Annotated in this window: 27 protein-coding genes, 1 tRNA gene, 2 pseudogenes and 1 riboswitch; of the genes and pseudogenes, 12 read left to right on the top strand and 18 right to left on the bottom strand. The window is 63.1% G+C overall.

Going from position 1 to position 24,323, the window contains the following annotated elements:
- Positions 1-59 precede the first annotated feature (59 nt).
- Positions 60-1,982 (bottom strand): DNA primase, encoded by a 1,923-nt coding sequence (dnaG, locus tag C9E81_RS21090; protein ID WP_122114340.1) that lies wholly within the window; start codon positions 1,980-1,982, stop codon positions 60-62.
- Positions 1,983-2,057: 75 nt separating this feature from the next.
- Complete coding sequence (locus C9E81_RS21085; RefSeq protein WP_122114339.1) at positions 2,058-2,645, bottom strand: TetR/AcrR family transcriptional regulator; 588 nt, start codon at positions 2,643-2,645, stop codon at positions 2,058-2,060.
- 86 nt (positions 2,646-2,731) lie between these two features.
- Here C9E81_RS21085 and C9E81_RS21080 point away from each other — a divergent pair, with 86 nt between their 5' ends.
- From C9E81_RS21080 to gluQRS, 5 genes are all read left to right on the top strand, one after another.
- Entirely contained in the window at positions 2,732-2,995 is a 264-nt protein-coding gene (locus C9E81_RS21080; RefSeq protein ID WP_122114338.1) for a hypothetical protein, read from the top strand.
- A gap of 56 nt (positions 2,996-3,051) precedes the next feature.
- Entirely contained in the window at positions 3,052-4,218 is a 1,167-nt protein-coding gene (locus tag C9E81_RS21075) for an alpha-hydroxy acid oxidase (protein ID WP_122114337.1), read from the top strand.
- 102 nt (positions 4,219-4,320) lie between these two features.
- Positions 4,321-4,965, top strand: coding sequence for a 50S ribosomal protein L25/general stress protein Ctc (locus C9E81_RS21070; protein WP_122114336.1), 645 nt, complete (start codon positions 4,321-4,323; stop codon positions 4,963-4,965).
- Between the two features lie 116 nt (positions 4,966-5,081).
- Complete coding sequence (trmFO, locus tag C9E81_RS21065; RefSeq protein ID WP_122114335.1) at positions 5,082-6,419, top strand: methylenetetrahydrofolate--tRNA-(uracil(54)-C(5))-methyltransferase (FADH(2)-oxidizing) TrmFO; 1,338 nt, start codon at positions 5,082-5,084, stop codon at positions 6,417-6,419.
- On the top strand, positions 6,401-7,252 hold the full coding sequence (gene gluQRS, locus C9E81_RS21060) for a tRNA glutamyl-Q(34) synthetase GluQRS (RefSeq protein ID WP_122114334.1): 852 nt from the start codon (positions 6,401-6,403) through the stop codon (positions 7,250-7,252). The genes trmFO and gluQRS overlap by 19 nt, the downstream gene beginning before the upstream one ends.
- Here the strand turns inward: gluQRS and hisI are convergent.
- Positions 7,249-7,605 carry a phosphoribosyl-AMP cyclohydrolase gene (hisI, locus tag C9E81_RS21055; RefSeq protein ID WP_122114333.1) on the bottom strand — a complete coding sequence of 119 codons (357 nt, stop codon included), beginning with the start codon at positions 7,603-7,605 and terminating at the stop codon, positions 7,249-7,251. The genes gluQRS and hisI overlap by 4 nt on opposite strands.
- A gap of 62 nt (positions 7,606-7,667) precedes the next feature.
- Between hisI and C9E81_RS21050 the strand changes: the two genes are divergently transcribed.
- Positions 7,668-8,111 (top strand): iron-sulfur cluster assembly scaffold protein, encoded by a 444-nt coding sequence (locus tag C9E81_RS21050; RefSeq protein ID WP_122114332.1) that lies wholly within the window; start codon positions 7,668-7,670, stop codon positions 8,109-8,111.
- Positions 8,112-8,125: 14 nt separating this feature from the next.
- Here C9E81_RS21050 and C9E81_RS21045 read toward each other — a convergent pair whose 3' ends face one another.
- From C9E81_RS21045 to sciP, 6 genes are all read right to left on the bottom strand, one after another.
- Complete coding sequence (locus C9E81_RS21045) at positions 8,126-8,764, bottom strand: LysE family translocator (protein WP_166462000.1); 639 nt, start codon at positions 8,762-8,764, stop codon at positions 8,126-8,128.
- A gap of 433 nt (positions 8,765-9,197) precedes the next feature.
- Positions 9,198-9,992: a bifunctional hydroxymethylpyrimidine kinase/phosphomethylpyrimidine kinase gene (thiD, locus tag C9E81_RS21040; RefSeq protein WP_122114330.1), complete on the bottom strand. Its 795-nt coding sequence runs from the start codon at positions 9,990-9,992 to the stop codon at positions 9,198-9,200.
- Between the two features lie 41 nt (positions 9,993-10,033).
- Positions 10,034-10,124: riboswitch (TPP riboswitch) on the bottom strand.
- 124 nt (positions 10,125-10,248) lie between these two features.
- Entirely contained in the window at positions 10,249-12,348 is a 2,100-nt protein-coding gene (recG, locus tag C9E81_RS21035; RefSeq protein ID WP_243698756.1) for an ATP-dependent DNA helicase RecG, read from the bottom strand.
- On the bottom strand, positions 12,345-14,540 hold the full coding sequence (gene ligA, locus C9E81_RS21030) for an NAD-dependent DNA ligase LigA (RefSeq protein ID WP_122114363.1): 2,196 nt from the start codon (positions 14,538-14,540) through the stop codon (positions 12,345-12,347). The genes recG and ligA overlap by 4 nt, the downstream gene beginning before the upstream one ends.
- Positions 14,541-14,720: 180 nt before the next feature.
- Positions 14,721-15,431, bottom strand: a complete 711-nt coding sequence (gene ctrA / locus C9E81_RS21025; protein WP_122114328.1) for a response regulator transcription factor CtrA — start codon at positions 15,429-15,431, stop codon at positions 14,721-14,723.
- 101 nt (positions 15,432-15,532) lie between these two features.
- Positions 15,533-15,799: a CtrA inhibitor SciP gene (sciP, locus tag C9E81_RS21020; protein WP_122114327.1), complete on the bottom strand. Its 267-nt coding sequence runs from the start codon at positions 15,797-15,799 to the stop codon at positions 15,533-15,535.
- A 154-nt stretch (positions 15,800-15,953) separates the two neighbouring features.
- Here sciP and mnmA point away from each other — a divergent pair, with 154 nt between their 5' ends.
- Positions 15,954-17,126 (top strand): tRNA 2-thiouridine(34) synthase MnmA, encoded by a 1,173-nt coding sequence (gene mnmA / locus C9E81_RS21015; protein WP_122114326.1) that lies wholly within the window; start codon positions 15,954-15,956, stop codon positions 17,124-17,126.
- Here mnmA and C9E81_RS21010 read toward each other — a convergent pair.
- Positions 17,098-17,508: a SufE family protein gene (locus tag C9E81_RS21010; RefSeq protein WP_122114325.1), complete on the bottom strand. Its 411-nt coding sequence runs from the start codon at positions 17,506-17,508 to the stop codon at positions 17,098-17,100. The genes mnmA and C9E81_RS21010 overlap by 29 nt on opposite strands.
- 203 nt (positions 17,509-17,711) lie before the next feature.
- On the opposite strand from C9E81_RS21010, the gene C9E81_RS21005 reads away from it, so the two are divergent.
- From C9E81_RS21005 to C9E81_RS23465, 3 genes are all read left to right on the top strand, one after another.
- Complete coding sequence (locus tag C9E81_RS21005) at positions 17,712-18,203, top strand: hypothetical protein (protein ID WP_122114324.1); 492 nt, start codon at positions 17,712-17,714, stop codon at positions 18,201-18,203.
- Positions 18,204-18,255: 52 nt separating this feature from the next.
- Positions 18,256-18,345, top strand: a tRNA-Ser gene (locus C9E81_RS21000).
- A 243-nt stretch (positions 18,346-18,588) separates the two neighbouring features.
- Positions 18,589-18,876: a hypothetical protein gene (locus C9E81_RS23465; RefSeq protein WP_243698755.1), complete on the top strand. Its 288-nt coding sequence runs from the start codon at positions 18,589-18,591 to the stop codon at positions 18,874-18,876.
- A gap of 33 nt (positions 18,877-18,909) precedes the next feature.
- Here C9E81_RS23465 and C9E81_RS23460 read toward each other — a convergent pair.
- Positions 18,910-19,341, bottom strand: a pseudogene (locus C9E81_RS23460) (recombinase family protein); the annotation flags it as partial.
- Between C9E81_RS23460 and C9E81_RS23455 the strand changes: the two are divergent.
- Positions 19,228-19,461, top strand: a complete 234-nt coding sequence (locus C9E81_RS23455) for a hypothetical protein (protein WP_243698754.1) — start codon at positions 19,228-19,230, stop codon at positions 19,459-19,461. The pseudogene C9E81_RS23460 and the gene C9E81_RS23455 overlap by 114 nt on opposite strands.
- Before the next feature lie 72 nt (positions 19,462-19,533).
- On the opposite strand, the pseudogene C9E81_RS23450 reads toward C9E81_RS23455, so the two are convergent.
- The 6 genes and pseudogenes from C9E81_RS23450 to C9E81_RS20970 form a co-directional block, all read right to left on the bottom strand.
- Positions 19,534-19,938, bottom strand: a pseudogene (locus C9E81_RS23450) (recombinase family protein); the annotation flags it as partial.
- A gap of 69 nt (positions 19,939-20,007) precedes the next feature.
- The gene (locus C9E81_RS20990) at positions 20,008-20,358 is read right to left on the bottom strand and encodes a type II toxin-antitoxin system HicB family antitoxin (protein WP_122114323.1); all 351 of its coding nucleotides are present in this window, start codon (positions 20,356-20,358) and stop codon (positions 20,008-20,010) included.
- The gene (locus C9E81_RS20985; RefSeq protein WP_122114322.1) at positions 20,355-20,609 is read right to left on the bottom strand and encodes a type II toxin-antitoxin system HicA family toxin; all 255 of its coding nucleotides are present in this window, start codon (positions 20,607-20,609) and stop codon (positions 20,355-20,357) included. The genes C9E81_RS20990 and C9E81_RS20985 overlap by 4 nt, the downstream gene beginning before the upstream one ends.
- A 65-nt stretch (positions 20,610-20,674) precedes the next feature.
- Positions 20,675-20,938: a hypothetical protein gene (locus tag C9E81_RS20980; protein ID WP_122114321.1), complete on the bottom strand. Its 264-nt coding sequence runs from the start codon at positions 20,936-20,938 to the stop codon at positions 20,675-20,677.
- Positions 20,931-21,146, bottom strand: a complete 216-nt coding sequence (locus C9E81_RS20975; protein WP_122114320.1) for a helix-turn-helix transcriptional regulator — start codon at positions 21,144-21,146, stop codon at positions 20,931-20,933. The genes C9E81_RS20980 and C9E81_RS20975 overlap by 8 nt, the downstream gene beginning before the upstream one ends.
- Before the next feature lie 207 nt (positions 21,147-21,353).
- Positions 21,354-22,004, bottom strand: a complete 651-nt coding sequence (locus C9E81_RS20970; RefSeq protein ID WP_122114319.1) for a hypothetical protein — start codon at positions 22,002-22,004, stop codon at positions 21,354-21,356.
- 99 nt (positions 22,005-22,103) lie between these two features.
- Between C9E81_RS20970 and C9E81_RS20965 the strand changes: the two genes are divergently transcribed.
- A complete protein-coding gene (locus C9E81_RS20965; protein WP_243698753.1) occupies positions 22,104-22,376 on the top strand; it encodes a helix-turn-helix domain-containing protein in 273 nt (90 codons plus the stop codon).
- 815 nt (positions 22,377-23,191) lie between these two features.
- Here C9E81_RS20965 and C9E81_RS20960 read toward each other — a convergent pair.
- Positions 23,192-24,178: an alpha/beta fold hydrolase gene (locus C9E81_RS20960; protein ID WP_208021244.1), complete on the bottom strand. Its 987-nt coding sequence runs from the start codon at positions 24,176-24,178 to the stop codon at positions 23,192-23,194.
- Positions 24,179-24,323 lie beyond the last annotated feature (145 nt).

Here is a 24,323-nt window from a genome sequence, read left to right as displayed (position 1 = left end):
ATCATAGGCGGCACGGATTAACGATTCGCTAAGCCGGTTCCAGTGATTCGCCGCAGTGGTCAGCGGCGCGGCGGTTTACGCCATATCTGCCCGCTGAGAAACTGCTCGAGCTGGGCCGACAAGGCATTGCGATCCTCGTCCAGATCACCGGTATCCTCCATGTCGGGGCGCTCGGCACGATGCCGGGCGCGGGTAATCTGCTGCATGCGCCAGGTCAGCCCTTCATCGGCCTCGCCCTGGATTTCGGCTTCGGCACGGGCCAGTTCGGCGCCCGCAGCGCGTTGCGCCTCCAGCCGGTCGAAAAGATTGCCCAGGATCGCCAAGACATTCTCGGCCTCCTGACTTTCGATCAGATTGGGGGTGAGGCCCAAATGGGCGTCGGCACGCAACGTTTCAAGGGCACGGCGACCGGCATCGCTATCGGTTCCGGTCAGCAGGTCATGCAAAAGCGCGGCACGCCCGGAATCCTGTGGCAGGAGCCGCTCCAGCCGCGTCTCGACCGAGGCGAGCAACTCGCTTCGCAACGCGCATATCAACAGGCATGCCCCCTCCAGGAACGAGCCTGTCCCGTCGGGACCGTCAAGCGGAACCGTCGGAAGCGGAGTGAATGACGGCATCCCGCCACCACCACGCGTGGGGCCCCTGCCCGCCCCCGTGTTCCTGCCATGCCGGCCCTTCCCGTCACGGCGCTGCCAGTCGCCGCCAAAGAGATCGCGCCGCTTGCGGCGGAGCTCATCGCTGTAATGGCGGCGGGTCAACTCGTCGGGTATCTTCGCGATCGCGTCCTGCAGGCGGCGGTCCAGCGCGGCCTTGCGCTCGGGGCTGTCGAAGCGCTGCCCCTCGGTCTCGCGCGTCCAGAGCAGATCGACCAGCGGACGGGCCTGTTTCAGCAGCGCCGCCATCGCACCGGGTCCCGCCGTCCTGATCAGATCGTCGGGATCCTGCCCGGCAGGCAGCAGCACGAAGCGCAGCGCCTGCCCCGGTCCGGTCAGCGGCAGGGCGAGGTCGATCAGCCGTTGGGCGGCGCGCTGGCCGGCGGCGTCACCGTCCAGGGCGATGACCGGCTCGGGGCTGACGCGCCACATCAGCCGAAGCTGATCCTCGGTGATTGCCGTGCCGAGGGGCGCGACGGCACCCTCGAACCCGGCCCGCGCCAATGCGATCACATCCATGTAGCCTTCGGCCACGATCAGCGACTGTCCCTTGGCGACGGCGGAACGGGCCGGGCCGATATTGTAGAGATTGCGGCCCTTGTCGAAGAGCGGGTTCTCCGGGCTGTTGAGATATTTCGCCCGCGCGTTCGGATCCATCGCCCGGCCACCGAAACCGATGCAGCGATCCCGCCCGTCGCGGATCGGAAAGATGATCCGGCCACGAAAGCGGCTATAGGCCGCCCCACCGTCTTCGGGCTTGGCCGCAAGCCCCGCCTCGACGATCTGCGCTTCGTCATGGCCCTTTTCGCGCAACGCCTGAACAAGGGCACCACGGTTGTCCGGCGCAAAGCCGATCTCGAACCGGTCCTGCGTGGCCTGATCCAGTTCCCGCCGCGCAAGATAATCGCGCGCCCCGGCTGCCACCCCGGTTTGCAGTTGCAGCCGGAACCAGCGGCAGGCGGCCTCGGTCACCTCCAGCAACTGGCTGCGGCGGTCGCTGCGCTGGCGTTCGCGGGGATCCTGTTCGGGCATCGTCATGCCGGCCTCGGCGGCCAGGTGCCTGACGGCCTCCATGAACTCCATCCCGTCGGCTTCGCGCAGGAAGGCCAGCGCATCGCCCTTGGCATGGCAGCCGAAGCAATAATAGAAGCCCTTCTGGTCGTCGCAGTGAAAGCTGGCGGTCTTTTCCTGGTGGAAAGGGCATGGCGACCACCAGTCACCGCGCGCCTGGTTCGACTTGCGCTGGTCCCAGACCACCTTGCGCCCGATCACGCGGCTGATCGGAACACGGGCGCGAAGTTCGTCGAGGAAACCGGGGGGTAGACTCATGGAGGGATTATCGGGCCAGAGGCGCGCGCGGGCAAGCACCGGAATCGAGGTATTTGGGCAAAGAAGAAGCAGGCATCACGCGGCACCCACCGCACCGCGGGCGAGCCCCCAATAGATGTCGCCGATCCGCTGGCGGTCAAGGCGCCCACCCTCGCGATACCAGTTGGTGACGCCGGTCAGCATTGCGATCAGGGCCATCGTCGCGAGCTTGGGATCGTCGACAGACATCACGCCCGCCTCGATCCCGTCGCGCAGAATATGTTCCAGCGTCGCTTCGTAGCGGCCGCGCAGTTCGGCGATCCGGGCATGGTTCTCAGAGGTGAGGTTGCGCAGCTCCATATAGGACAGGAACACCGAGTCGGAGTGGTCGAGGCTGAAATCGATATGGAAGCGGACGAAGTTTTCCAGCCGCCGAAGGGGGCTGGCGGCGGGGTCGTCCCGCCATGCGGCAAGCAGGTTCTGCATATGGCTTTCCAGAAGATCGAAAAGCAGCGCCTGCTTGTCCGGCGTATAGGCATAGAGCGCCCCGGCCTGCACCCCCACCGCCGAAGCGATCTGGCGCATCGACACGGCGGCATAGCCCTGCCGCGCAAAGAGGCGGAGGGCATGGTCGCGGATGAGCGGGCCGGTGATCTCGGCGCGGGAACCTTGGGTGCGGGCCATGGGCCTAGTCTTACGGGCAAGACAGCGGATGTGGAAGTATCCATCTAAGCGTTGTGGCCGGGCATCGGCACGCCTAATCTGGTGCCATGACACGTCTTGCCCAGATCGCGCTCTGCGCCGCTCTTTCTCTGCTGTCGGCCTGTGCCGACCGCGGCGGGGATTATCCCTCGCTCTTGCCCATGGATCAGTTGCTGGCCGAGCCCGAACTGCCACCCGACGGAGCGGATCCCACGGTTGCGACCAGTGCCACGCAAGCAAGGGCGGATGCCCTGCGGGCGCGGGCCGATGCCTTGCGCCGCCCGGTCATCGAACCCGAAACACAAAGCCGGATGCAGCGCAGCGACGGCTGATTGCGCGGCATTCCGAATACTGGTAAGGAAACTTTACCAATTTACCGGAGCACGCCATGCCTGTCATCACCTGCATCGAGGACCTGAAGGCCCTGCACCGGGCCCGGACGCCGCGGATGTTCTATGATTACGCCGAATCGGGCAGCTATACCGAACAGACCTTTCGTGAGAACACGAGCGATTTCGCCCGGATCCGGCTGAAGCAGAAAGTGGCGGTCGACATGTCGAATCGCAGCGTCGCCTCGGATATGGTCGGGCTGCCGGTCAGCATGCCGGTCGGGCTGGCGCCGGTGGGGCTGACCGGCATGCAGCATGCCGACGGCGAAATCCTCGCGGCGAAGGCTGCCGAGGCATTCGGGGTGCCCTTCACCCTGTCCACCATGTCGATCTGCTCGATCGAGGATGTCGCGGCCCATACATCAACGCCCTTCATGTTCCAGCTTTATGTGATGAAGGACGAGGATTTCGTCGCGGGCATGATCGAACGCGCCAGGGCGGCCGGGTGCAGCGCGCTGGTGCTGACGCTGGATCTGCAGATCCTCGGGCAACGGCACAAGGATCTGAAGAACGGGCTGTCGGCGCCTCCCAAGCTGACCCTGCCGACGATGATGAACCTGGCCACGAAATGGCGCTGGTGCATGGGCATGGCGCAGACGAAGCGGCGGTCCTTCGGCAATATCGTCGGGCATGCCAAGGGCGTCGGCGACATATCATCGCTGAGCAGCTGGACCGCCGAACAGTTCGACGAACGCCTTGACTGGGACAAGATCGCCAGGATCCGCGACATGTGGGGCGGCAAACTGATCCTCAAGGGCATTCTCGATCCCGAGGACGCCCGCATCGCCGCCGATTTCGGCGCGGATGCGATCGTGGTCTCGAACCATGGCGGGCGGCAGTTGGACGGGGCGCTGTCCGCGATCCGGATGCTGCCGCATATCGTCGAGGCGGTGGGCGACAGGGTGGAGATCCACATGGATAGCGGCATCCGCAGCGGCCAGGACGTGCTGAAGGCGCTGGCGCTCGGGGCGCATGCCACCTGGATCGGGCGCGCCTTCATCCATGGCCTGGGCGCGATGGGCCAGGCCGGGGTGACTGCGGCGCTGGAGGTGATCCGCAACGAGCTGGACACGACCATGGCGCTCTGCGGCGAGCGCGACATCCATGCGGTCGGCCGCCACAACCTGCTGCTGCCCGAGGGGTTCCTGAGCGAATACGGCGCCTGACGAATCCCCCTTCACAACCCGCCCGGCCTGCGCTATAGGCCCCACCTTGCCGCCATGCACCCTTGGAGGATGGCGGTGTCAACAACTGTTAGGATAGATATCATGGCCAAAGAGATCCCGGATCTGGTGGCCGAGGCACGCGCGGGGACAGGCAAGGGGGCCGCCCGCCAAGCTCGCCGCGAAGGCAAGGTGCCCGGCATCGTATATGGCGACCACAAGGACCCCGTTCCTGTCGCCTTCAATTTCAACGAATTGCTGACCAAGCTGCGCGCCGGTCGCTTCATGTCCACGCTGTGGAACCTGAAGGTCGAGGGCCAGGAGGACGTTCGCGTCATCTGCCGCAGCGTTCAGAAGGATGTCGTCAAGGATCTGCCGATCCATGTCGATTTCATGCGCCTGCGCCGCACCTCGAAGGTGAAGCTGTTCATCCCGGTCGAATTCGTCGGCCACGAGAACTGCCCGGGCCTGCGCAAGGGCGGCACGGTCGTGACCGTCCGCTCGGAAGTCGAACTGGTCGTGACGGCGGGTGACATTCCCGACCATATCACCGTCGATCTGTCGGGGCTGGAGATCGGCGATGGCGTCCATATCGAGGATGTCACGCTGCCCGCCGGCTCCAAGCCGACCATCGACCGCAACTTTGCCATCGCCAATATCGCCGCCCCGTCCGCGCTGCGTTCGAGCGATGATGAAGAAGGCGGCGACGAGGCCGCAGAGGAAGCGACCGAAGAGGCCGCCGAAGAGTGATCGCTCTGCCCCGCTGCGGGTATGGTTCAGGGGTGGCGTCGACAGGCGCCGCCCTTTTCTTTTGGCTGCACGGCTGATAGCCAAGCAGCCTGTCGAAGCATCGCAAAGAGGACCGCATGGAGCCCGTCAACATCATCGGCGCCGGACTCGCCGGATCCGAGGCCGCATGGCAGGCGGCCCGCAGTGGCGTGCCGGTGATCCTGCACGAGATGCGCCCGGCTGTCGGCACCTTCGCCCACAAGACCGGCGACTGCGCCGAGATGGTCTGCTCGAACTCCTTCCGTTCGGATGACGACGTGATGAACGCCGTGGGCCAGTTGCACTGGGAGATGCGGGCGGCGGACGGGCTGATCATGGCCATGGCCGACAGGCATCGCCTGCCCGCGGGCGGCGCACTGGCCGTGGACCGGGACGCCTTCTCGCAAGCGGTGACAGAGGCGCTGCGGGCCGAGCCATTGATCGAGATCCGCGAGGGCGAGATCGGCGATCTGCCGATCGAAGGAAACTGGATCGTCGCAACCGGGCCGCTGACATCGGACCGGCTTGCGGATTCGATCCGCAGCCTGACCGGCACCGAGGCGCTGGCCTTCTTCGACGCCATCGCCCCGATCGTCCATGCCGAGACGATCGACATGAGCGTGGCATGGGAGCAGAGCCGCTACGACAAGGGCGAGACCGAGGCCGAGCGCCGCGCCTATATCAACTGCCCGATGAACCGGGACGAATACGAGGCCTTCATCGACGCGCTGCTGGCCGCCGACAAGACCGAGTTCCGCGAAGGCGAAACCGCCGGTTACTTCGACGGCTGCCTGCCCATCGAGGTGATGGCCGAGCGTGGCCGCGAAACCCTGCGTCACGGGCCGATGAAGCCGGTAGGGCTGACCAATGCCCACAAGCCCAATGAAAAAGCTTATGCGGTAGTTCAACTTCGCAGGGATAACGCACTGGGAACGCTTTATAATATCGTCGGATTCCAGACCAAGATGAAATACGGGGCACAGACCGAGGTGTTCCGGATGATCCCGGGCCTGCAGAATGCCAGCTTTGCCCGGCTTGGCGGCATCCATCGCAACAGCTTCCTGAACTCGCCCACCCTGCTGGACGACCGGATGCGGTTGCGCAAGCGCCCCAACCTGCGCTTCGCCGGGCAGGTGACAGGCGTCGAGGGTTATGTCGAAAGCGCTGCAATGGGGCTGCTGGCCGGGCGCATGGCCGCGGCGCAGGTGCGCGGGGATGATCTTGGACCGCCGCCCTTCACCACGGCGATGGGCGCGCTGGTCAATCACATCACCGGCGGGGCGGAGGCCAAGACCTTCCAGCCCATGAACGTGAATTTCGGGCTGTTTCCGCCGCTGGAAGAGATGCGTGGCGGGCGCAAGGGCCGGAAGGACCGCTACCCGGCCTATACACAGCGCGCCAAGGATGATTTCCGGGCATGGCTGGCGACGCAGTAAGGCGCTCTCGCTTCGCCCCGTCGCCGACCGGGCTTTTGCATCTGGGCCATGCCTATGCCGCGCTTGCCGCCGCCCGCGAAGCGTCAGATGGGCAGTTCCTGCTGCGGATCGAGGATATCGACCGCGACCGCTGCAAACCCGGATTCGAGACGGCGATCTATGAGGACCTGGCATGGCTGGGCCTGCAATGGCAGCGCCCGGTCATGCGGCAATCCGAGCGGATGCGGGCCTATCGATCCGCCTTGGCGCAGTTGGCGCCGTTCTCCTATCCTTGCCGCTGCCGCCGGGGCGATATCCGCGCGGCACTGTCAGCCCCGCAGGAAGGCGCCCTGCCCGCCGGGCCCGACGGGCTGATCTATCCCGGCACATGCCGGGGGCGCGGCCTGTCCGATGCAGGGCCCGATGATGTCATCAGGCTGGATGCCGCCCGTGCCTTTGACGCGCTCGGGCTGGATCGGCTGAGTTTTCGTGACGAGGTCATCATGCCCGGACATGATCACAGCCTTGCCCGCGATGAGTTCCTGGACGGAATCGGCGATGTGATCCTGTCCCGGCGCGGCATGGGCACATCCTATCATTTGGCGGTGGTCGTGGATGACGCGGCGCAGGGTATCGATATTGTCACGCGCGGAAAGGACTTGTTCGATTCCACGTGGATACATGTTCTTCTTCAGAAACTGCTAAAGCTGCGCACACCCCTTTATCACCACCATCGCCTGATCCGGGACGATGCGGGCAAGCGGCTCGCCAAGCGCGACGACTCCCGCGCCATCCGCCATTACCGCGATGAAGGCGCCAGCCCCGGGGATATTCGCCGCATGGTCGGGTTCTAGACCATCGGCCGCATGATCTCGACCTCTTCCCCTTCGCGGATCGCCGTATAGAAACAGCTGCGCCGGTTGGTGTGGCAGGCCGGGCCGGTCTGCCGGACCAGCACCAGCAGGCAGTCGCGGTCGCAATCGACGCGCAGTTCGACCAGTTCCTGCACATGGCCCGAGCTTTCCCCCTTGATCCAGAAGGATCTGCGCGAACGCGACCAATAGGTGACGCGCCCTGTCTGCAATGTGCGGGCGACGGCCTCGGCATTCATCCAGGCCATCATCAGCACTTCGCTACTGGAGGCGTCCTGCGCGATGACCGGGATCAGGCCGTTCGCATCGTACTTCAGGCTGGCCGGGTCGAACATCGGGTTTCCTTTCGCTATCGGGACACCTATCTAGGACGGATGGACCGCGCGGGGAAGAACCGATGAGCGACAGCGACCTGATGCAACTCTACTCGCGCCGGATTCTGGCGCTGACCACCACGATTCCGCATCAGGGGCGGCTGACCGCTCCGGAAGGCAGCGCCATGCGTCGCTCGCCGCATTGCGGCTCCTCAGTGACGGTGGACGTGGTGATGAATAACGGGCAAATCGCCGAATTCGCTCAACAGGTCCGTGCATGCGCCCTTGGGCAGGCATCGGCATCGGTGCTGGGATCGGCTGTCATCGGGCGAACACGAAAGCAGATCGAAACCGCCCGGGATCAATTGAAGGCCATGTTGAAACAGGGCGGGGAGGCACCCGGCGCACCCTTCGCGGAACTGGAGGCGCTGTTGCCCGCGCGGGAATATCCGAACCGGCATGCGTCGATCCTGCTGGCATGGGAGGCGACATTGGCAGCCATCGACGAGGCGCAGGCCGGGACCTGACCCGGTTACCCGGATCACCGCGCAAGCGTTTCCCGTGCATCCATGGCCAGCCCGATCCCGATCACGCCAAGCGCCCCGGCCATGATCCGGTCGATCCAGGTTTTTGCCCGGAAATATACGAGTTGCGTTCTCGCGGTCGAAAAGAACATCGACACGAATCCATACCAGCCCGTTTCGTTGCAAAAGACGATCACGAGGCTTGCGACATAAACCCAGGGGGCCGAGCTTGCCGGCAGCAGCGCGAAGAATATGGAGCCGAAGAAAACCACCACCTTGGGATTGGCCAATTGCGTCACCAGGCCCAGGGTAAACGCCTGCCGCGGAGTGACGTACCGGCCCGAACCCGCCGAAAGATCGGGTCTTTCGGGCGCATGCTTCCACAGCTTGAACGCCAGGAACAGCAGGTAAAGGCCGCCCGCCAGCTTCATCAGCCCATAAAGCCATGCTGCTTTTTCGAGAATGAAAGCCAGCCCGGCAATCGCGGACATGGCCCAGATCACCGAGCCCGCGCCCATCCCGAGTGCCGCGCCTAAAGCCGATCGCCGCCCGCTGGACAGCGCGAGTTTCGAGACCACGATGAACGATTGTCCCGGGCTGATCACGGCCAGCAGCTGAACGCCGGCCAGCGTGATCAGTGGCAGCAGAATCTCCATGTAACCTCCATATGCGTGATGCGCCAGCACAGCCTGCCGCATCCGGACCGTCTTTCCGACCCGATATTCGCCGAACAGTCTTCCCCGAAACCCCTGCGCTTCGTCAAGACGGGATAAACGGCCGCAGAGTCCGTGCGATACGGTTCACAGATCCGCTCATGAAAAAACCGGCCCGTGAAAGGGCCGGTCAAGTTGCGCGTGCAGGGAGACAGTGACGGCGCACAGGCGCGGCGCCGATGATGCGACGCGGGGCAGAAAATCAAGCCTGCAAGATGGCTGGCAGCCAGAGAACGACAATGGTGGTCACGGACAAGGCGGCAACACCGAGCAGATCGGAAGCGAATTCGCGGTTCATGATGGCAACTCCTTCGTGTTGCCATTTTGTTCTCATATCTCCGCCCGGCTGTAAAGAACTTTTTGAGAACATCGTTAATCAGCGTAATGCCCAGAAATGATCCAGCGGCCCGTGCCCATGCCCCACAAGCAACCGGTCAGCGGCCATCAACGCCTTGGAAACATATGCCTTTGCTGCCATGACGGCATCTTCCAACCGGTCTGACAGCAGCAATTGTGTCGCCAGGGCCGAGGACAGGCTGCATCCGGTGCCATGGCTGTTGCGGGTCGCGTGGCGCCGGCCTTCCAGCCACAGGATCCGATTCGCATCGATCAGCAGGTCGGGCGATTCCATCCCGGCGAGATGCCCGCCTTTCAGCAGAACCGCCTGCGGGCCAAGTTCCAGCAGGGCACGCGCCTGCTCTTCCATTCCCGCGCGATCCTGTGCTTCCCCGCATCCCAGCAGATCGGCGGCTTCGGGCAGATTCGGCGTGATGACCGTGGCGCGCGGGATCAGCAGGCCGCGCAAAGCCTCGACCGCCTCGGCAGCCAGCAACCGGTCGCCGCTCTTGGAGACCATCACCGGATCCAGCACGATAGGACAATCCCGCCCCTCCAGCGCCCGCGCCACGGCGGCGATCACCGCCGCATCCCCCAGCATGCCGATCTTGACGGCACCGACGCGGATATCGTCGAACACCGCCCCGATCTGGGCCGCCACGAAATCCGGCGGCACCATGTGAACAGCGCTCACGCCCTGCGTGTTCTGCGCGGTCAGGGCAGTGATCGCGGCCATGCCATAGCCGCCATTGGCGGAAATCGCCTTGAGATCGGCCTGGATTCCCGCCCCGCCCGAAGGATCGGAGCCCGCGATCGACAGGATATTCGGAATCATCTCGCCTCCCCCGGCGCGGCACGCGGGCGGCATGGGAAAGCCATGACGGCAACGCGACTTCCTCCGCCAGCATGATCTGGTTCAGGTTCAAAGGGTGCATCTCAGCCCTGATGGGCGCCCCCGTCACGGCCCACATGACCAGATCGGGAAGCCGGACGCAACCTCGGGATTACATCCGGCCTACCCCCTTCTTCTTTGCATCAATACCTCGGGGTCTGGGGCAGAGCCCCAGCCATTGCGGGACGCAAATCGGGCCTCACCCCACCGAGATCAGCCTGATCGCCTGATCCTGCTGCATCAGCCACATCAGGAAACGCACCGCCCTGCCGCGCGCCGACTCCAGTGCCGGATCGCGTTCCAGCAATGCGCGGGCGTCCTGCCGGGCCACGGCCATCAGGCCCGGCTGATGCTCAAGGTCGCCGATATGAAAGCGCGGCAGGCCCGATTGAGCGGTGCCGATCACGTCACCCGCGCCACGCATCTCCAGGTCGACCTCGGCGATGCGAAACCCGTCCTCGGTGTCGCGCAGGGTGGTCAACCGGCGGGCGCCGGTCTCGCCCAAGGGCGGGTGATACATCAGCAGGCAGGTCGAGGCCCCCTGCCCGCGCCCGACCCGTCCGCGAAGCTGGTGAAGCTGGGCGAGGCCAAAGCTTTCGGCCCGCTCGATCACCATGATCGTGGCCTCGGGCACGTCCACCCCGACCTCGATCACAGTGGTGGCGACAAGGATCCGCGCCCGCCCCGAGGCAAAATCCGCCATCGCGGCGTCGCGCTGATCGGCGGGCATCTGGCCATGGATCAGCCGCACATCCTCGCCGAACTGCGCCCGCAGCGACTGGAAGCGCGCCTCGGCGGCGGTCAGGTCGCTGAGTTCGCTTTCATCGACCAGCGGGCAGACCCAATAGGCGCGCGCGCCCTGTTCAAGCACCGCGTGCAGGCGCGCCGTCACCTCATCCAGCCGCCGGTCCGGGATCATCACGGTCGTGATCGGCTGCCGCCCCGGCGGTTTCTCGTCCAACACCGACAGGTCGAGATCGCCATATTGCGTCAGCGCCAGCGAGCGCGGGATCGGCGTCGCGGTCATGATCAGCATGTCGGGGGGGATATCGCCCTTGGCCGACAGTTCCAGCCGCTGCGCGACACCGAAGCGGTGCTGTTCGTCGATGATGGCAAGGCGCAGATCGTGGAAATGCACATCCTTTTGAAACACCGCATGGGTGCCGACCAGGATATCGATGCGGCCCTGCGCGAGATCCTCCAGCAATTGCGCCCGCAGCTCGCCCTTGTCGCGGCCGGTCAGCGCGGCCAGCCGCACACCCGCCGCCCGCGCCAGCGGCTCCAGCGCGCGGGCATGCTGGCGGGCGAGGATCTCGGTCGGCGCCATCAGCACCGCCTGCCCCCCGGCCTCGACCGCGACCAGCGCCGACAGCATCGCCACCAGCGTCTTGCCCGACCCGACGTCGCCCTGCAGCAGCCGGTTCATGCGCCGGTCGCTGGCCATATCGGCCGCGATCTCTGCCACAGCGCGGGTCTGGGCCCCGGTCGGCGGCCATGGCAGGCTGGCCAGCACCGCCTGGCGCAAACGGCCGTCGCCCCGTGTCGGCCTGCCCTTCAGCCGCCGCTTCTCGCGCCGCACCAATGCCAGCGTCATCTGGTGGGCAAGAAACTCGTCATAGGCCAGCCGCGCCCGCGCCGGGCTGTCGGGTGACAGATCGCGTGGGGATTCAGGGGCATGGGCCTGTTGCAAGGCACCCGCGAATCCGGGCCAGCCGCGATCCTTCAGAAGCTGCGGATCGATCCACTCCTCGACCTCGGGCAGGCGCTCCATCGCGGCAGTCACGGCCTTGGCCATCATCCGTTGGGTCAGGCCCTGCGAAAGCGGATAGACCGGCTCGAACGCGGCGGGCAATTGCTCGTCCTCGCGCAGGATATGGTCAGGATGGACCATCTGGGCAAGACCGTCGAAGAGTTCCAGCTTGCCGCTGACGATACGGCGCGCACCAGCGGGAAGCTGGCTTTCGATCCAGTCCCGGCGAGGGTGAAAGAAAACCAATGTCAGGTCGCCGCCATGCGCATCAGCGCAATGGACGCGCCACGGACGGCCCCGCGATTTGGGCGGGAAATGGCGGCCCACGGTGATTGCTACAGTGACGATCTCGGGGGGGTGGGCCTCCGCGATCCGGTCGATCCGGCGGCGGGTAATGCCATTGGCCGGCAGCGTCATGGCCAGGTCGCGCGGCCGCTCGATCCCCATCTGCGCCAGCGCATCCCGGCCCTTGGGGCCGATCCCCGGCAGCGTGTCAATCGCCGCGAAAAGCGGGAACAGCGCCGGGGGTCTGCCCTTCGGTGCGCTCATTGCCCGGCGATCCGCATCCATTCATCCTCGTCGATGGTCTCGACCCCCAGGTCGGCGGCCTTCCTGGCCTTGGAGCCCGCTCCCAGCCCGGCGATCAGCAGGTCGGTCTTGGCGCTGACCGAGCCCGCGACCTTGGCCCCCATCGCCTCGGCCCGCGCCTTGGCCTCGGCCCGGGTCATGCGCTCCAGCGTACCGGTGAAGACCAGCGTCTTGCCGCTGATCGCGGTCTGCGCATTGGCCGGGGCCTCGGCGGGCAGGATGGTCAGCATCGAAGTCAGGCGGTCGATGCTTTCGCGCTCGCGGGGCTGGGTGAAGGTAGTGACCAGCGATTGCACCAGAACCGCGCCGATCCCGTCGATACCGGTCAGTTCGGCCCAGTTGGGACTCTCCTCCAGCGCAGTGCGGCGGGCCTTGTCATCCCCTGCGGCAAAGGCGGGTTCAGCCGCAGCGCCGTCAATGGCGGCGATCATCGCCTCCCATGTGCCGAAATGCCGTGCCAGGGTCGTTCCCGCGACCTCTCCCAGATGCCGGATACCCAGGGCAAAAAGAAAGCGCGCCAAGGGGATACAGCGCTTTTCCTCGATCGCGGCAAAGAGTTTCTCGACGGAACGCTCGCCGAAGCCGTCGCGGTTCTTCAGCTTGGGCAGGTTCGCCGCGTCGCGCTCGGCCAGGGTAAAGATATCGGCGGGCTCGCGGATCGGCAGGTCATCGTCAGCAAAGAACATCTCGATCTGCTTCGCCCCCAGCCCCTCGATGTCGAAGGCCGAGCGGCTGACGAAATGCTTCAGTTTCTCAATGGCCTGCGCCGGGCATATCAGGCCACCAGAACAGCGGCGCACGGAATCGCCCGGTTCGCGGATCGCCTCCGAGCCGCATTCGGGGCAATGCGTCGGGAACTCGTAGGGCGTATCGCTGACGCGCCGCGACAGGTCCACATCGGCGATCTTGGGGATCACGTCGCCGGCGCGATAGACCTTGACCCAATCGCCCGCGCGGATATCGCGCCCCTCGCGGATCGGGTTGCCGGCGCTGTCGAGACCGGCGATGTAATCCTCGTTATGCAACGTGGCGTTCGAGACCACGACCCCGCCGACCGTCACCGGCTCCAGCCGCGCGACCGGGGACAGGGCGCCGGTGCGCCCGACCTGGATCTCGATCCGGTCAAGGCGGGTCCAGGCGGTCTCGGCGGGGAATTTATGCGCGATCGCCCAACGCGGCGTGGTCGAGCGGAACCCGAGCCGGGCCTGGTAGCCCAGGTCATTGACCTTGTAGACCACCCCGTCGATGTCATAGCCAAGCGTGGCGCGCTGCTGTTCGATCTCAGCCCAGGTGGCGATCATCCCGGCCGCGTCACGGCATAGCCGGGTCAGCGGGTTGGTGCTGAAGCCAAGCTCTGCCAGCCGTTCGACTGCCCCCATCTGGGTTTCGGCAAGCGGTGCGGTCAGTTCGCCCCAGCTATAGGCGAAGAATTTCAGCGGACGGCTGGCGGTAATCTTGGGATCAAGCTGGCGCAGGGAACCTGCGGCGGCATTGCGCGGATTGGCAAAGACGCGGCCGGTATCCCCGGCATTGAGCCGGGCGAAATCGTCATGCGCCATATAGACCTCGCCCCGGATCTCGACGATGCCGGGCGCGTCGGCCTTCAGCCTTTGGGGAATGTCGGAGATGGTGCGGGCATTGGCGGTGACATTCTCGCCGACCGTGCCGTCACCGCGCGTCGCCGCCTGCACCAGTTCGCCATCCTCGTAGCGCAGCGACAGCGACAGCCCGTCGATCTTGGGCTCGGCGGTGAAATCCAGCGGCGCATCTCCGGGCAGGTTCAGGAAACTGCGGATGCGGGTGACGAAATCCCGCACATCCTCGTCGTCAAAGGCATTGCCAAGCGACATCATCCGCTGCGCATGGGTGACCTTGCCGAAACCTTCGGCCGGAGCGGCACCCACCTTGGCCGTAGGGCTGTCGGCTGCGCGCAGATCGGGAAAGGCCTCTTCCAGCGCCGAGAGGCGCCGTTTCAGCGTGTCGTAATCGGCGTCCGTGATCTGCGGCTTGTCCTTGCCGTGATAATCCTCGTTCGCCTGCGCGATGCGCGCCGAAAGATCGGCGATCTCGTCGGCCGCCTGCTGTGCGGTCAGGTCGCCTGCCGGTATCGCGGCCTCGTCCCGTGCCGCATCATCACTCCGTCGTTTCGCCATTCCGATCCGTTCCGTCACTCCAATTGCCGCATCGTCCGCTTCGGAGAATGCCCGGCCCTTATACCCGCCGCCATCCAGAGTCGAAGCAGCAATCTTTGCGAGTGACAAGATCGGATTTGAAAAACCGCCCGGGGCTGATCCGGGCGGCTCGTCACGGCACATCGTCGCGGGATCGGATCCTCAGCTGCCCACGGCCAGCTTTTCCTCGGCCACCGGGACCGGTTCGCGCATCACGTAGCCACGTCCCCAGACCGTCTCGATCGGGCTGTCATAGCCGAGCGCCTCGAACAGCTTCTTGCGCAGCTTGCAGATGAAGACATCGATGATCTTCAACTCCGGCTCGTCCATGCCGCCATAGAGATGGTTAAGGAACATTTCCTTGGTCAGGGTGGTTCCCTTGCGCAGCGCCAGCAGTTCGACGATCTGGTATTCCTTGCCCGTCAGCTTGACCGGCATGCCCCGCACCTCGACCGAGCGGGCATCGAGATTCACCGTGATTTCCCCGATCTGTATGACCGCCTGGCTATGGCCCTGTGCGCGACGGACAATGGCCTGGATTCGCGCCTGCAACTCTTCGCGGTTGAAGGGCTTGGTCATGTAGTCGTCGGCGCCGAAACCGAATCCCTTCAGCTTGTGTTCCATATTGTCCGAACCGGTAAGGATCAGGATCGGCGTATCGATCCGTGCGACGCGGATATTCCGCAAAACCTCCATCCCGTTCATGTCGGGCAAATCCAGATCCAGAAGGATCAGATCGTATTCATACAGCTTCGCAAGATCGATTCCTTCTTCGCCCATATCGGTTACAAAGACGTTATAGCTGGCGGAAGTCAGCATGAGTTCGATGGCACGCGCAGTGCTGGGATCATCTTCTACAAGTAAAACTCTCATGATGTGTACAGTCCTGGTTCTTCCATAATTTTGCCGAGCCTATCGTACGTTGCACTAAGGTATAGTTAATTCAACTTAAAGTTGTTTCTTTCAGAAAGCCACTACTTCCGGAAACGCTGCAGCAGGGTCACCTTCAACGCGGCCGGCCCATGGTCGATCAAAGCACGACACCAACTGTCGAATTCTTCTACGGTAAGGCCATATCGGCGTAAGGCCTCATCGCGTGAGATCAACTCGTAAGCTACTGCATTCACAATAATTTCTTTGCGAGATGCAACCCAACGGGTCGAGGAAGGCGGCAGATCCGCAACCGTCAGGATCCGTCCATCCGGCAATGTCGCGGTCCGAGGGCGATCTTTTTTTTTCACTGTTCTGTTTCCCGGCTTTGCTCTAATCGTGGAAAACTGATCCAGATGCGGTTAAATCCAGGTTAGCCGCGGGCATTGCCCCGGTTGAGAATGTCCGGTATTTGCCTATATTTCTAAGCAAATTGTCGATGCCCGCACGGCCCGGAGCCCATCCATGACCACGCTTGCCCCTGATCGCGCCCCGGCGCGCGGTGCCGAATTGAACAGTCTCGGCTTTGCCAAATCCCCGGCAGAGACGCGCGTTGTCGTGGCCATGTCAGGCGGCGTCGACAGCTCGGTCGTGGCAGCCAAACTGAAATCAGAGGGTTACGACGTGATCGGGGTCACGCTGCAGCTTTACGATCACGGTGCGGCGCTGGCCAAGAAGGGCGCCTGCTGCGCCGGACAGGATATTCACGATGCCCGCCGGGTAGCCGAGCGGATGGGCTTTCCGCATTACGTCCTGGATTACGAGAACAAGTTCCGCGAATCGGTCATCGACGAATTCGCCGATGCCTATCTGGCCGGAGCGACCCCGGTGCCCTGCATCCGCTGCAACGAGCGGGTGAAATTCCGCGACCTGCTGGAAACCGCGCGCGATCTGGATGCCGATTGCATGGCGACCGGCCATTACATTCAACGCAAGCCCGGTGCCGGGCGGGCCGAGCTGCACATGGCCGCCGATCCGGCCCGCGATCAAAGCTATTTCCTGTTCTCGACCACGCAGGAGCAGCTGGATTACCTGCGCTTTCCGCTTGGCCACCTGGTCAGCAAGGCAGAGACCCGGGCGCTGGCCGCCGAATACGGCCTGTCAGTCGCCGACAAGCCGGACAGTCAGGATATCTGCTTCGTGCCGAATGGCGATTATGCGAGCGTGATCGAAAAGCTGCGCCCCGGCGCCGCCGATCCGGGCCAGATCGTGGACATGGATGGCAACGTCCTGGGCCAACATCGCGGCGTGATCCATTACACCGTCGGCCAGCGCCGCGGGCTGGGCATCGGCGGATTGGGCGAGCCGCTTTATGTCGTCCGCCTCGATCCGGAAACGCGCCGGGTTGTCGTCGGGCCGAAATCCGCGCTGGCCACGACCATCGTTCCGGTCTCGGAGGTCAACTGGCTGGGCGATCGGCCTTTCACCGGAGAGATCCCCTGCTCGGTCCGCATCCGCTCGACCCGGCCTCCGCGCCCGGCGATCCTGCGCCCGCTGGAGAACGGCCGCGCCGAGGTCGAATTGCTGGATGCCGAGGAAGGGGTCAGCCCCGGCCAGGCCTGCGTCTTCTATGAAACCGGCGGCACCCGCGTGCTGGGCGGCGGCTGGATCACGCTGCGTCGGCGGCAAGCTGCCTGATCCGCAGCACCATGGCGCGCAGCCCGTTCGAGCGCTGCGATGACAGATGCTCGTCCAGGCCAAGCCGCGCCAGTTCAGCCTGCGCATCCACCTGCCCCACCTCTGCCACGGTCAGGCCGGAATAGAGCGCATGCAGGATCGCGATCAGCCCGCGCACGATCATCGCGTCGCTGTCGCCCTGGAAATCGAAGCGCCCATTCTCGATCCGCGGCATGATCCAGACCTGGCTGGCGCAGCCCTCGACCTTGGTCGCAGGCACCTGCAACGCCGGTTCCATCGGCGGCATGGCCTTGCCCAGTTCGATCACATGCCGGTAACGATCCTCCCAGTCATCCAGGAAATCGAAAGTATCGGCGATGTCTTCGAACGCGGGGCTGGCCATTGGGGGCTCCTTTTTTTCCGGTGCCGGATTAGCGCGGGCGGCGGCGAAGGTCAAAGCATCACCCGCGCCGTTCCCAATTACCCATATGGTAAGCCTGCGGGACTGTTGGGAGGGGTGCGGGCCGTTGGACAATGATCTGAAAGAGGCTTTAACGGCGGCCTGCTTTCCCCTAACAATCGGACAAAACCTCCGGGGGATGCCAAATGACCAGACTGACCGTATCACTGCTGATCTCTGCCCTGCTCCTGTCGGGCTGCGGCGACAGTGGCTGGAACCCGCTGAGATGGGGCGGCGGAGGCAACAGGCCCGAGACACTGGCGCCCGAAGGCGGATACGAGACGGTCGGCGACAGCCGCCCCGGCATCCCGCAAATCATCTCGGCCAGATGGGAGCCGCTGAACGAGGGACGCCTGTTGGTGGCGACCGGCATCGCACCGACCAAGGGCTATCACCATGCCGAGCTGGTCACCCTGCGCCCGCAGCCGCAGGGCCGTATATCGCCCGATCCCGACGGTGTCCTGCGCCTGCGCTTTGTCGCGCTGCCGCCGCCGCCCACGGATGAGGCCGCCCGGCTGCCCGCCAACCCGGCGGTGGATAGCATCACCGTGGCCCTGACCCTGTCGAATACCCAGCTTGCCGGAGTGACACAGGTCGAGATCGCCGGTGCTTCGAATGCGGTCACATTGCAGCGCTGAGATACCGCGGGAGGTTGCGCCTGCCCGCGCGGCGAGATAATCGGACCGCGTCGGAGGCGTGGCAGAGTGGTTTAATGCACCGGTCTTGAAAACCGACGTGGGTCAACGCCCACCGTGGGTTCGAATCCCACCGCCTCCGCCACTTCAGTCCTTGAGTGGGCACTGGGTTTACGCCGTCGCCCGCGACCAGCGTCTGAAGCAGCCGGGACTTCGATCCCATGATCCTGACTTCGCCGGTATCGACCTCGACGCGCTGCGCGAGTGCGCGCAGGTGGTCGCGGCGATAACCTCCCCCTTTGAGCCGGATGCGCTGACGGGCCGTGGTGGCGAAGTTACGCAGCATCTGTGGTGTCACGGCCTTCTGACCTGAGTGCTGAAGCATGGCTTGCGCGCGCTCGGCGTCCGCTTTTGCCTGATCGCGGACAGTCTTGAGCCCATCGATGCGATCCTTGAGCGCCGGATCGTCCAGATCGACCACGCCCGCCTCGATGGCGTCATAGACCCGCTTGAGGCGCAGTTCCGATTCCGCTGCCCGCTTGTTCAACTCGGCGATATGTTCCTGGCGGCGCTCGGCGCGTTCTTCCCTGCGGTCGAGGATGGCTGCAAGGATGGTTTCCAGCCGTTCGGGCTGCAGCAGTCGGCTTTCCAGGTGATCGGCCACCAGATCATCTAATTTCTCCATTGGGACGGACATGCCTTCACAGGCGGTTGGTCCTTTTCGTGCCCTGGTCGAGCAGGTGTAATAGCGATAGCGTCCCCCTTTGCCGGTCCGGATGGTCATGGCGCCGCCGCATTTGGCGCAATGGATCAAGCCGGTCAGCATGGTCGGGCCGCTGACAACGCGGGCGGGCGTGACCTTGGGATTGCGGGCCTTGAGTAGGGCCTGAACCGCATCGAAGGTCTCGCGGTCGATGATCGGCGGGACGGGGACGATCACGACGTCGCTGGACGCCTTGTCTTTCTGGTGCTTGCCCCTCTTTCCCCATTCATGTTCGCCCATATAGGTGCGCCGGGTCAGGATGCGATGAACCTGCCCGATGCCCCACCGGCCTCCATCGCGGGTGAAGATCCGATTGCGATTGAGATAGGAGACGATGTTCTTGACGCCCATCTGACCGGACGTGCCGTCGCCCTGCAGGGCAAGCCGGAAGATCAACCGCACCGTGTCGGCGTGGAGCGGATCGATCTCCAGCTTCTTCTTGACCTTGGCGCCGCGCTGCTCGGCGGCAACGGTGCGATAGCCGATGGGAGGAAGTGAGCCGTTCCAGAAACCCTGCCGCGCATTCTCCCTCAAGGCCCGGCTCACATGCTTGGCATTTTCCTTCGACTGGTATTCATCGAACAGCGCCATGATCTGACGCATCATGACATGCATGGGATCATCGCCCATCTCCTGGGTAATGGAGAGGAGCTTCACACCGTTCTTGGCGAGCTTCCTGACGTAGAATTCCAATTCGAAGTGATCGCGGAAGAATCGGCTGAACGAATGAACCACGACGACATCGAAGGGTGCGGGGTTGGATATTCCCGCTTCGATCATGCGCTGGAACTCGGGACGGCGGTCGTTGGTCGCCGTTGCGCCCGGTTCCACATAGGTTTCGACCAATTGCAGCCCGCGCGCCTCGCAATAGGCTTCACCCTGTCGCTTCTGGTCCGGGATGGAGACATCGTGCTCGGCCTGTCGTGCCGTCGAAACGCGTAGGTAGAGCGCGGCGCGCTGGGGGAGTTTGGACATGGAAGCGGTCATGTTCGGCCTCCTTCTCAACAGGTTCCGGGACCGAACAATCCGGTCGCAGCTTGAGGCTCAGGCCGCCTGATCGCCGCTCTCGGCAGCTTCCCTGATCGCCCCGACGATCCATTCATTCAGGCTTTTTCCCGCTGCGGCGGCGGCAATGACTGCCGCAGCATGGTCGCGGGGATCGAGGCGGACATTGAACTTCCCGGAAAATTTCCGGCCCGGCTCAATGCCCTTTTCCCGGCACATCTCCAGGTAGACGGCCAATGATTTCTGGCCTTCCTCGATCAGGTCGTGAACGCTTTCGGCATAAAAATCGGCACCGCCATTCAGGCCGACAAACTCGCCGCGCAGCATCTGAATATCCGGGTCGAAGGTAATGACCGCCTTCTCTCCATCGATCTCGATCACGTTGATCATGGCTCCACTCCGTTCTCGCTCAGCCATTTGCGAATGCTGGCAACTGCACCCTTGTCCGTATCCGGTGACGGATGTGGACGATGAAAGACGCGCACCTCGCCAAACAGGAATACACCTACGCGCGAACCTGCCCGTTCACTGACTTCAGCCCCGAGGGCCACGAACAGCGCCTCGATATCGGCCCAACGGATTGAGCCACTGACAGGGCGGGCGAAGATCAGTTCAAGCGTGGCTCTGTGACGCTTTTTCATGAGCTTTGGTATCATATGTCAGTACTGTTATCAAGTCCGGGTTTTGGTTTCGTCCTGCGGATCGCTCAAGCATCCGGGCCAAACAGCTCATCGAACAGATCACCGAACCACCGCTCGAACATCTCGATCTCGGTTTGCGTGACAGGAACGGGGTCGGGCCAGTTGTCGGTGACGGTCCATTCGGACAGGTCGTGCCTGGGCGGCCTGCCGGAGAAGGGCCACGAATAGCCCAACAGTTCCTCAAGCTGTTCCGATGCCGTGAGCGGCCTAGCGCGCGTGGTACGGGGTGAGATGTCTCTCCCGTCGTCATCGGCTTCGCCATCAACCATCGACGTCGAACTCCCCGCGTGGCTTCCATCCAGCGGGATCGTCGATCCAACGGTTGATATCGGATTCGCGCCATCCCGCGCCATGGACGCTGATCCTGAGCTGGGCCGGGAATGTGCCCTCGGCGATCTTGCGGTAGATGGTCGACCGGGAGAGGCCGGTGCGGGAAAGAACGGTGCTCAGGCGGATGATACGGTCTGGTGGGAGCATGGCTGCCTTGCCTCCTTCTGGTCATTTCTGATCCAGAAAGGACAGGCAGGTTCGGGCAGGCAAGAGGAGTGGACCCGCCGTCGTTCTGTGGCGCGGAATCGGCGGCAAATCGGATGGGACCGGGATCCAGGATCACGGGCATCAGGAGAGCCGATGACATGATTAACGACCAGCTCTTCGCTAAGACGGCATGCTGATTCCTTGCCTCTATGCCCAAATCTCCCTTTCGATTTGCCTCAGATCGAGAAGCGCCATGCGAATCTCCCGCCATGGAAATTCATCGCAATCTTCCGAGGACAGGCCTTCCCGCAAGATCATATCGAGCTTGCCGACCACGCCAGCCAGCGTGGTTGCCGGCGTCATCGTCAGCCTATCCGCCAGATCCTGCGCACGGTCCGCAGCTTCGAGTTCTTCCTCGCGCGCCGCAGAATAGCCGATTACCGCATCGGCTTCGGCCCAGCGGGCCTGACGGGCCACGAACTCAGCCCGTGCTTTCGCGCATTCCCCAGCCAGGGCGGGATTATCGCCGAACAGTTCCTCGATATCCTCCTCCCGGGATAGCGTGACAATCGTGCCGTCATCATCCAGTTCCACCTCCACGCGGGGAAGGCCGGCTGTCCGCATCAGCAATGCCTCGAGACGTTGCTGCTTACGGCACAGCGCTGTTGTATGCGCATGGGCAGCCTGCCACTCCCGCCACAGCGTCAGGGCCGGATCGGCGCCGGCTTTATCGGTTCCCGTGTTCGCAATGACACCAGTTGCTTGAAATGGCACGGACATCACGCCTGCCGCCGTCGTTTTCAGAGCCTTCCGGCGCGTGACGGCAGTGTGTATTCGTGTATGGTCGGAATCAGCCATGATCCGAGCTCCTCGCAGCTTGGGTTGTGGTTAGGTCGAGCGATGTGAACCACCACGTCGTTCGACCGTCTTGTAGGCAGGCAGATTACAGGTCGAAGCGTGAATGAGCAACAGAAATCATTACAATGCGATGAAATCGTCGGCGTTCAATGTAAAATGGCACGGGCGGCACTTGGTTGGGGAATACGAGAGCTGGCTGAAATAGCGCAGGTCGCGCCTCAAACAATTACACGACTGGAAAAGGGAGATTTGCTTAAGCCGAAGACAGTTCAGGTGATCCAAAGCGCGTTTGAGGCTGCGGGGGTCGAGTTCATCCCGGAAAATGGCGGTGGACCCGGCGTAAGACTTGCCCACAAGCTGTCACGTTCATGAAACACCATTAGTCAGGAAGAGTTTATCATCCACGATCATCCGCCATGAAGATCATGGTAAACCAGAAGGGAAGATAATTCACACCCCATGCACCTTCGATGCTGACATCTCGCGTATGGATGATCTCTATCTCATTGGTAGTTGGGCATTTTGTTAGAGAAAAGGCGTTTACATTCGGTGCCGCCAACGCTTACAAGAGCACAAGTTCTCCCCTTGAAATGTTTTTCTTTACAGTAGCTTATTGGCCGGATGATTGTATTTCACCGATTTTATAGTCCACAGATAATTCATTGCGTTCCTGACCTGCCACGGGATTTTTCCTCCAGATGCAATTAGAGTCCGGCCCAACCAGAGGACGGACAATGAAGCGAACGAGATTTACGGAGGAGCATACGATTTGCTGCAAACGATCGGTTCATCTGGTACCCACACCGTATTTTGCAAATCTGGGCGGCTTCCAGTCATTCGCTGCAATTACTCGGGTCATGTCTCAGCAAATCGAAAGCGGCCATTCATTGGCCGAAACACCCGGCCAGTCCTGCTGCAGCCTCCACCAAGATTAGCAATGCGCAGGTGGTGACCTTTGCAATGCCAGGGCTGTCGGAGGGGTGCAAGGGCTTGGTCGGCCCTTTGCCGTCGTTCGGCAGGAACGGACGCCGCAGTACTACCACCTTCGCACCGGACATTCGGACACTGTGCAGCGAAACTGACTTGTTGCTGCTGGTTGGCGGACAAACCTGCGATCTGTCGCTCTCGACGTTGCGACAATGAACGCCTGATTGCAGCGGTAGCTAACCCTATTGTGCCGGAGAGTTCTATGCATCACTATGCGCTTTGATGGCCGGAAGGACTTTACCCCAATCGTCGGGGTGAATCTCATGGCCGCCTCCCTCGAGCCGAAGCAAATCCGCGCCGTCGACGGTTTCCGCTATCAATTCGCCATGCTCGATCGGGAAGATCGGATCGTCCGTACCATGAATGACAAGAAGCGGTATTTCCAGGTCAGCGAGCTTACCGGTCCAGTCCGCTCCAGCCCCAAGGGCAAAGTGATTGGTGGCACTGACGAAGTTTCTAGCACGCTTGACATCGTGCTCAACAAGACCGCGCGCACGCGCCTCGTCGTAGGGATGTGCGGTCCCGGCGATCATCCTGGTGTCCTTGACAATGAAATCAATCACCTGGGAGTGATCGCTCCAATCGATGATTTCCCCTTCCGCAGCATGTTCCATATAGGCACTACTGGTCTGGGGCAGTGCGGACGTGTCCATGCTGACGGGCGTGGTGGAGATGAGTGTCAATGTCCGGACGCGCCCGGGATGCGCGAATGCGGCAATCTGGGCGATCATGCCGCCCATCGACATGCCGACCAGATGAGCGCTGTCAATCTCATATCCGTCCAGAACACGCATGGCGTCCTCGGCCATGTCATCCGTTGTATAGGGTGGGCTGCCCGGCTCGTAAAAAGTCGATAAGCCGGTGTCGCGGTTGTCATAGCGGATGACATGGAAATTCTGGGCCGCAAGCTGCCGGCAGAACGCTTCCGGCCACCACAGCATTGAAGCCATGGCGCCCATGATCAGGAGAACAGGTTGATGGGATGGATCGCCAAACGCCTGCGTGGCTATTTCCACCTCGTCGCTCTTGATGACGCGTTCATTCATTTCGATGGTTCCTTCATTGGCAGAAGACGGCGTGGGAAATGCCTGAGATGCGGAAGTCGCAATGCCCAGCATCGCGATGGATTGCAGCAGATCACGACGCGTTGGTGTCGCGATAGCAGCTTCGCTGTTTCGGTCAGTCATGGCCTTTCCCTCACCCCGGTGAGAACGGCGGTGCGAAATTAGTCCACGGAAGCGGCGGCTTGGTGCTGCTGCGGGCGGTGTAAAAGTCGTCCACCTTTTCCCTTTCTGTGGTTGCAGGGAGGGCGGGAGGATCTACAGCGTGGAA

It is taken from the genome of Paracoccus alkanivorans, from assembly GCF_003697785.1.
Classification (GTDB): Bacteria; Pseudomonadota; Alphaproteobacteria; order Rhodobacterales; family Rhodobacteraceae; genus Paracoccus; species Paracoccus alkanivorans.
This window is presented reverse-complemented; position numbering and strand designations above follow the sequence as displayed.

Excerpts from the sequence above, each read along its gene's own strand:
- C9E81_RS21005 (WP_122114324.1), top strand. The coding sequence starts at position 17,712 with ATGACCAGACTGACCGTATCACTGCTGATCTCTGCCCTGCTCCTGTCG.
- C9E81_RS23455 (WP_243698754.1), top strand. The coding sequence starts at position 19,228 with ATGAACCTGCCCGATGCCCCACCGGCCTCCATCGCGGGTGAAGATCCG.
- C9E81_RS21010 (WP_122114325.1), bottom strand. The coding sequence starts at position 17,508 with ATGGCCAGCCCCGCGTTCGAAGACATCGCCGATACTTTCGATTTCCTG.
- C9E81_RS21050 (WP_122114332.1), top strand. The coding sequence starts at position 7,668 with ATGAGCGACAGCGACCTGATGCAACTCTACTCGCGCCGGATTCTGGCG.
- dnaG (WP_122114340.1), bottom strand. The coding sequence starts at position 1,982 with ATGAGTCTACCCCCCGGTTTCCTCGACGAACTTCGCGCCCGTGTTCCG.
- C9E81_RS21070 (WP_122114336.1), top strand. The coding sequence starts at position 4,321 with ATGGCCAAAGAGATCCCGGATCTGGTGGCCGAGGCACGCGCGGGGACA.
- C9E81_RS20960 (WP_208021244.1), bottom strand. The coding sequence starts at position 24,178 with ATGACTGACCGAAACAGCGAAGCTGCTATCGCGACACCAACGCGTCGT.
- C9E81_RS21080 (WP_122114338.1), top strand. The coding sequence starts at position 2,732 with ATGACACGTCTTGCCCAGATCGCGCTCTGCGCCGCTCTTTCTCTGCTG.
- C9E81_RS21085 (WP_122114339.1), bottom strand. The coding sequence starts at position 2,645 with ATGGCCCGCACCCAAGGTTCCCGCGCCGAGATCACCGGCCCGCTCATC.
- C9E81_RS20985 (WP_122114322.1), bottom strand. The coding sequence starts at position 20,609 with ATGAAAAAGCGTCACAGAGCCACGCTTGAACTGATCTTCGCCCGCCCT.
- recG (WP_243698756.1), bottom strand. The coding sequence starts at position 12,348 with ATGAGCGCACCGAAGGGCAGACCCCCGGCGCTGTTCCCGCTTTTCGCG.
- gluQRS (WP_122114334.1), top strand. The coding sequence starts at position 6,401 with ATGGCTGGCGACGCAGTAAGGCGCTCTCGCTTCGCCCCGTCGCCGACC.
- mnmA (WP_122114326.1), top strand. The coding sequence starts at position 15,954 with ATGACCACGCTTGCCCCTGATCGCGCCCCGGCGCGCGGTGCCGAATTG.
- C9E81_RS21075 (WP_122114337.1), top strand. The coding sequence starts at position 3,052 with ATGCCTGTCATCACCTGCATCGAGGACCTGAAGGCCCTGCACCGGGCC.
- C9E81_RS20990 (WP_122114323.1), bottom strand. The coding sequence starts at position 20,358 with ATGATCAACGTGATCGAGATCGATGGAGAGAAGGCGGTCATTACCTTC.
- hisI (WP_122114333.1), bottom strand. The coding sequence starts at position 7,605 with ATGTTCGACCCGGCCAGCCTGAAGTACGATGCGAACGGCCTGATCCCG.
- ctrA (WP_122114328.1), bottom strand. The coding sequence starts at position 15,431 with ATGAGAGTTTTACTTGTAGAAGATGATCCCAGCACTGCGCGTGCCATC.
- thiD (WP_122114330.1), bottom strand. The coding sequence starts at position 9,992 with ATGATTCCGAATATCCTGTCGATCGCGGGCTCCGATCCTTCGGGCGGG.
- ligA (WP_122114363.1), bottom strand. The coding sequence starts at position 14,540 with ATGGCGAAACGACGGAGTGATGATGCGGCACGGGACGAGGCCGCGATA.
- C9E81_RS20975 (WP_122114320.1), bottom strand. The coding sequence starts at position 21,146 with ATGCTCCCACCAGACCGTATCATCCGCCTGAGCACCGTTCTTTCCCGC.
- C9E81_RS20980 (WP_122114321.1), bottom strand. The coding sequence starts at position 20,938 with ATGGTTGATGGCGAAGCCGATGACGACGGGAGAGACATCTCACCCCGT.
- trmFO (WP_122114335.1), top strand. The coding sequence starts at position 5,082 with ATGGAGCCCGTCAACATCATCGGCGCCGGACTCGCCGGATCCGAGGCC.
- C9E81_RS21045 (WP_166462000.1), bottom strand. The coding sequence starts at position 8,764 with ATGGAGATTCTGCTGCCACTGATCACGCTGGCCGGCGTTCAGCTGCTG.
- C9E81_RS20970 (WP_122114319.1), bottom strand. The coding sequence starts at position 22,004 with ATGGCTGATTCCGACCATACACGAATACACACTGCCGTCACGCGCCGG.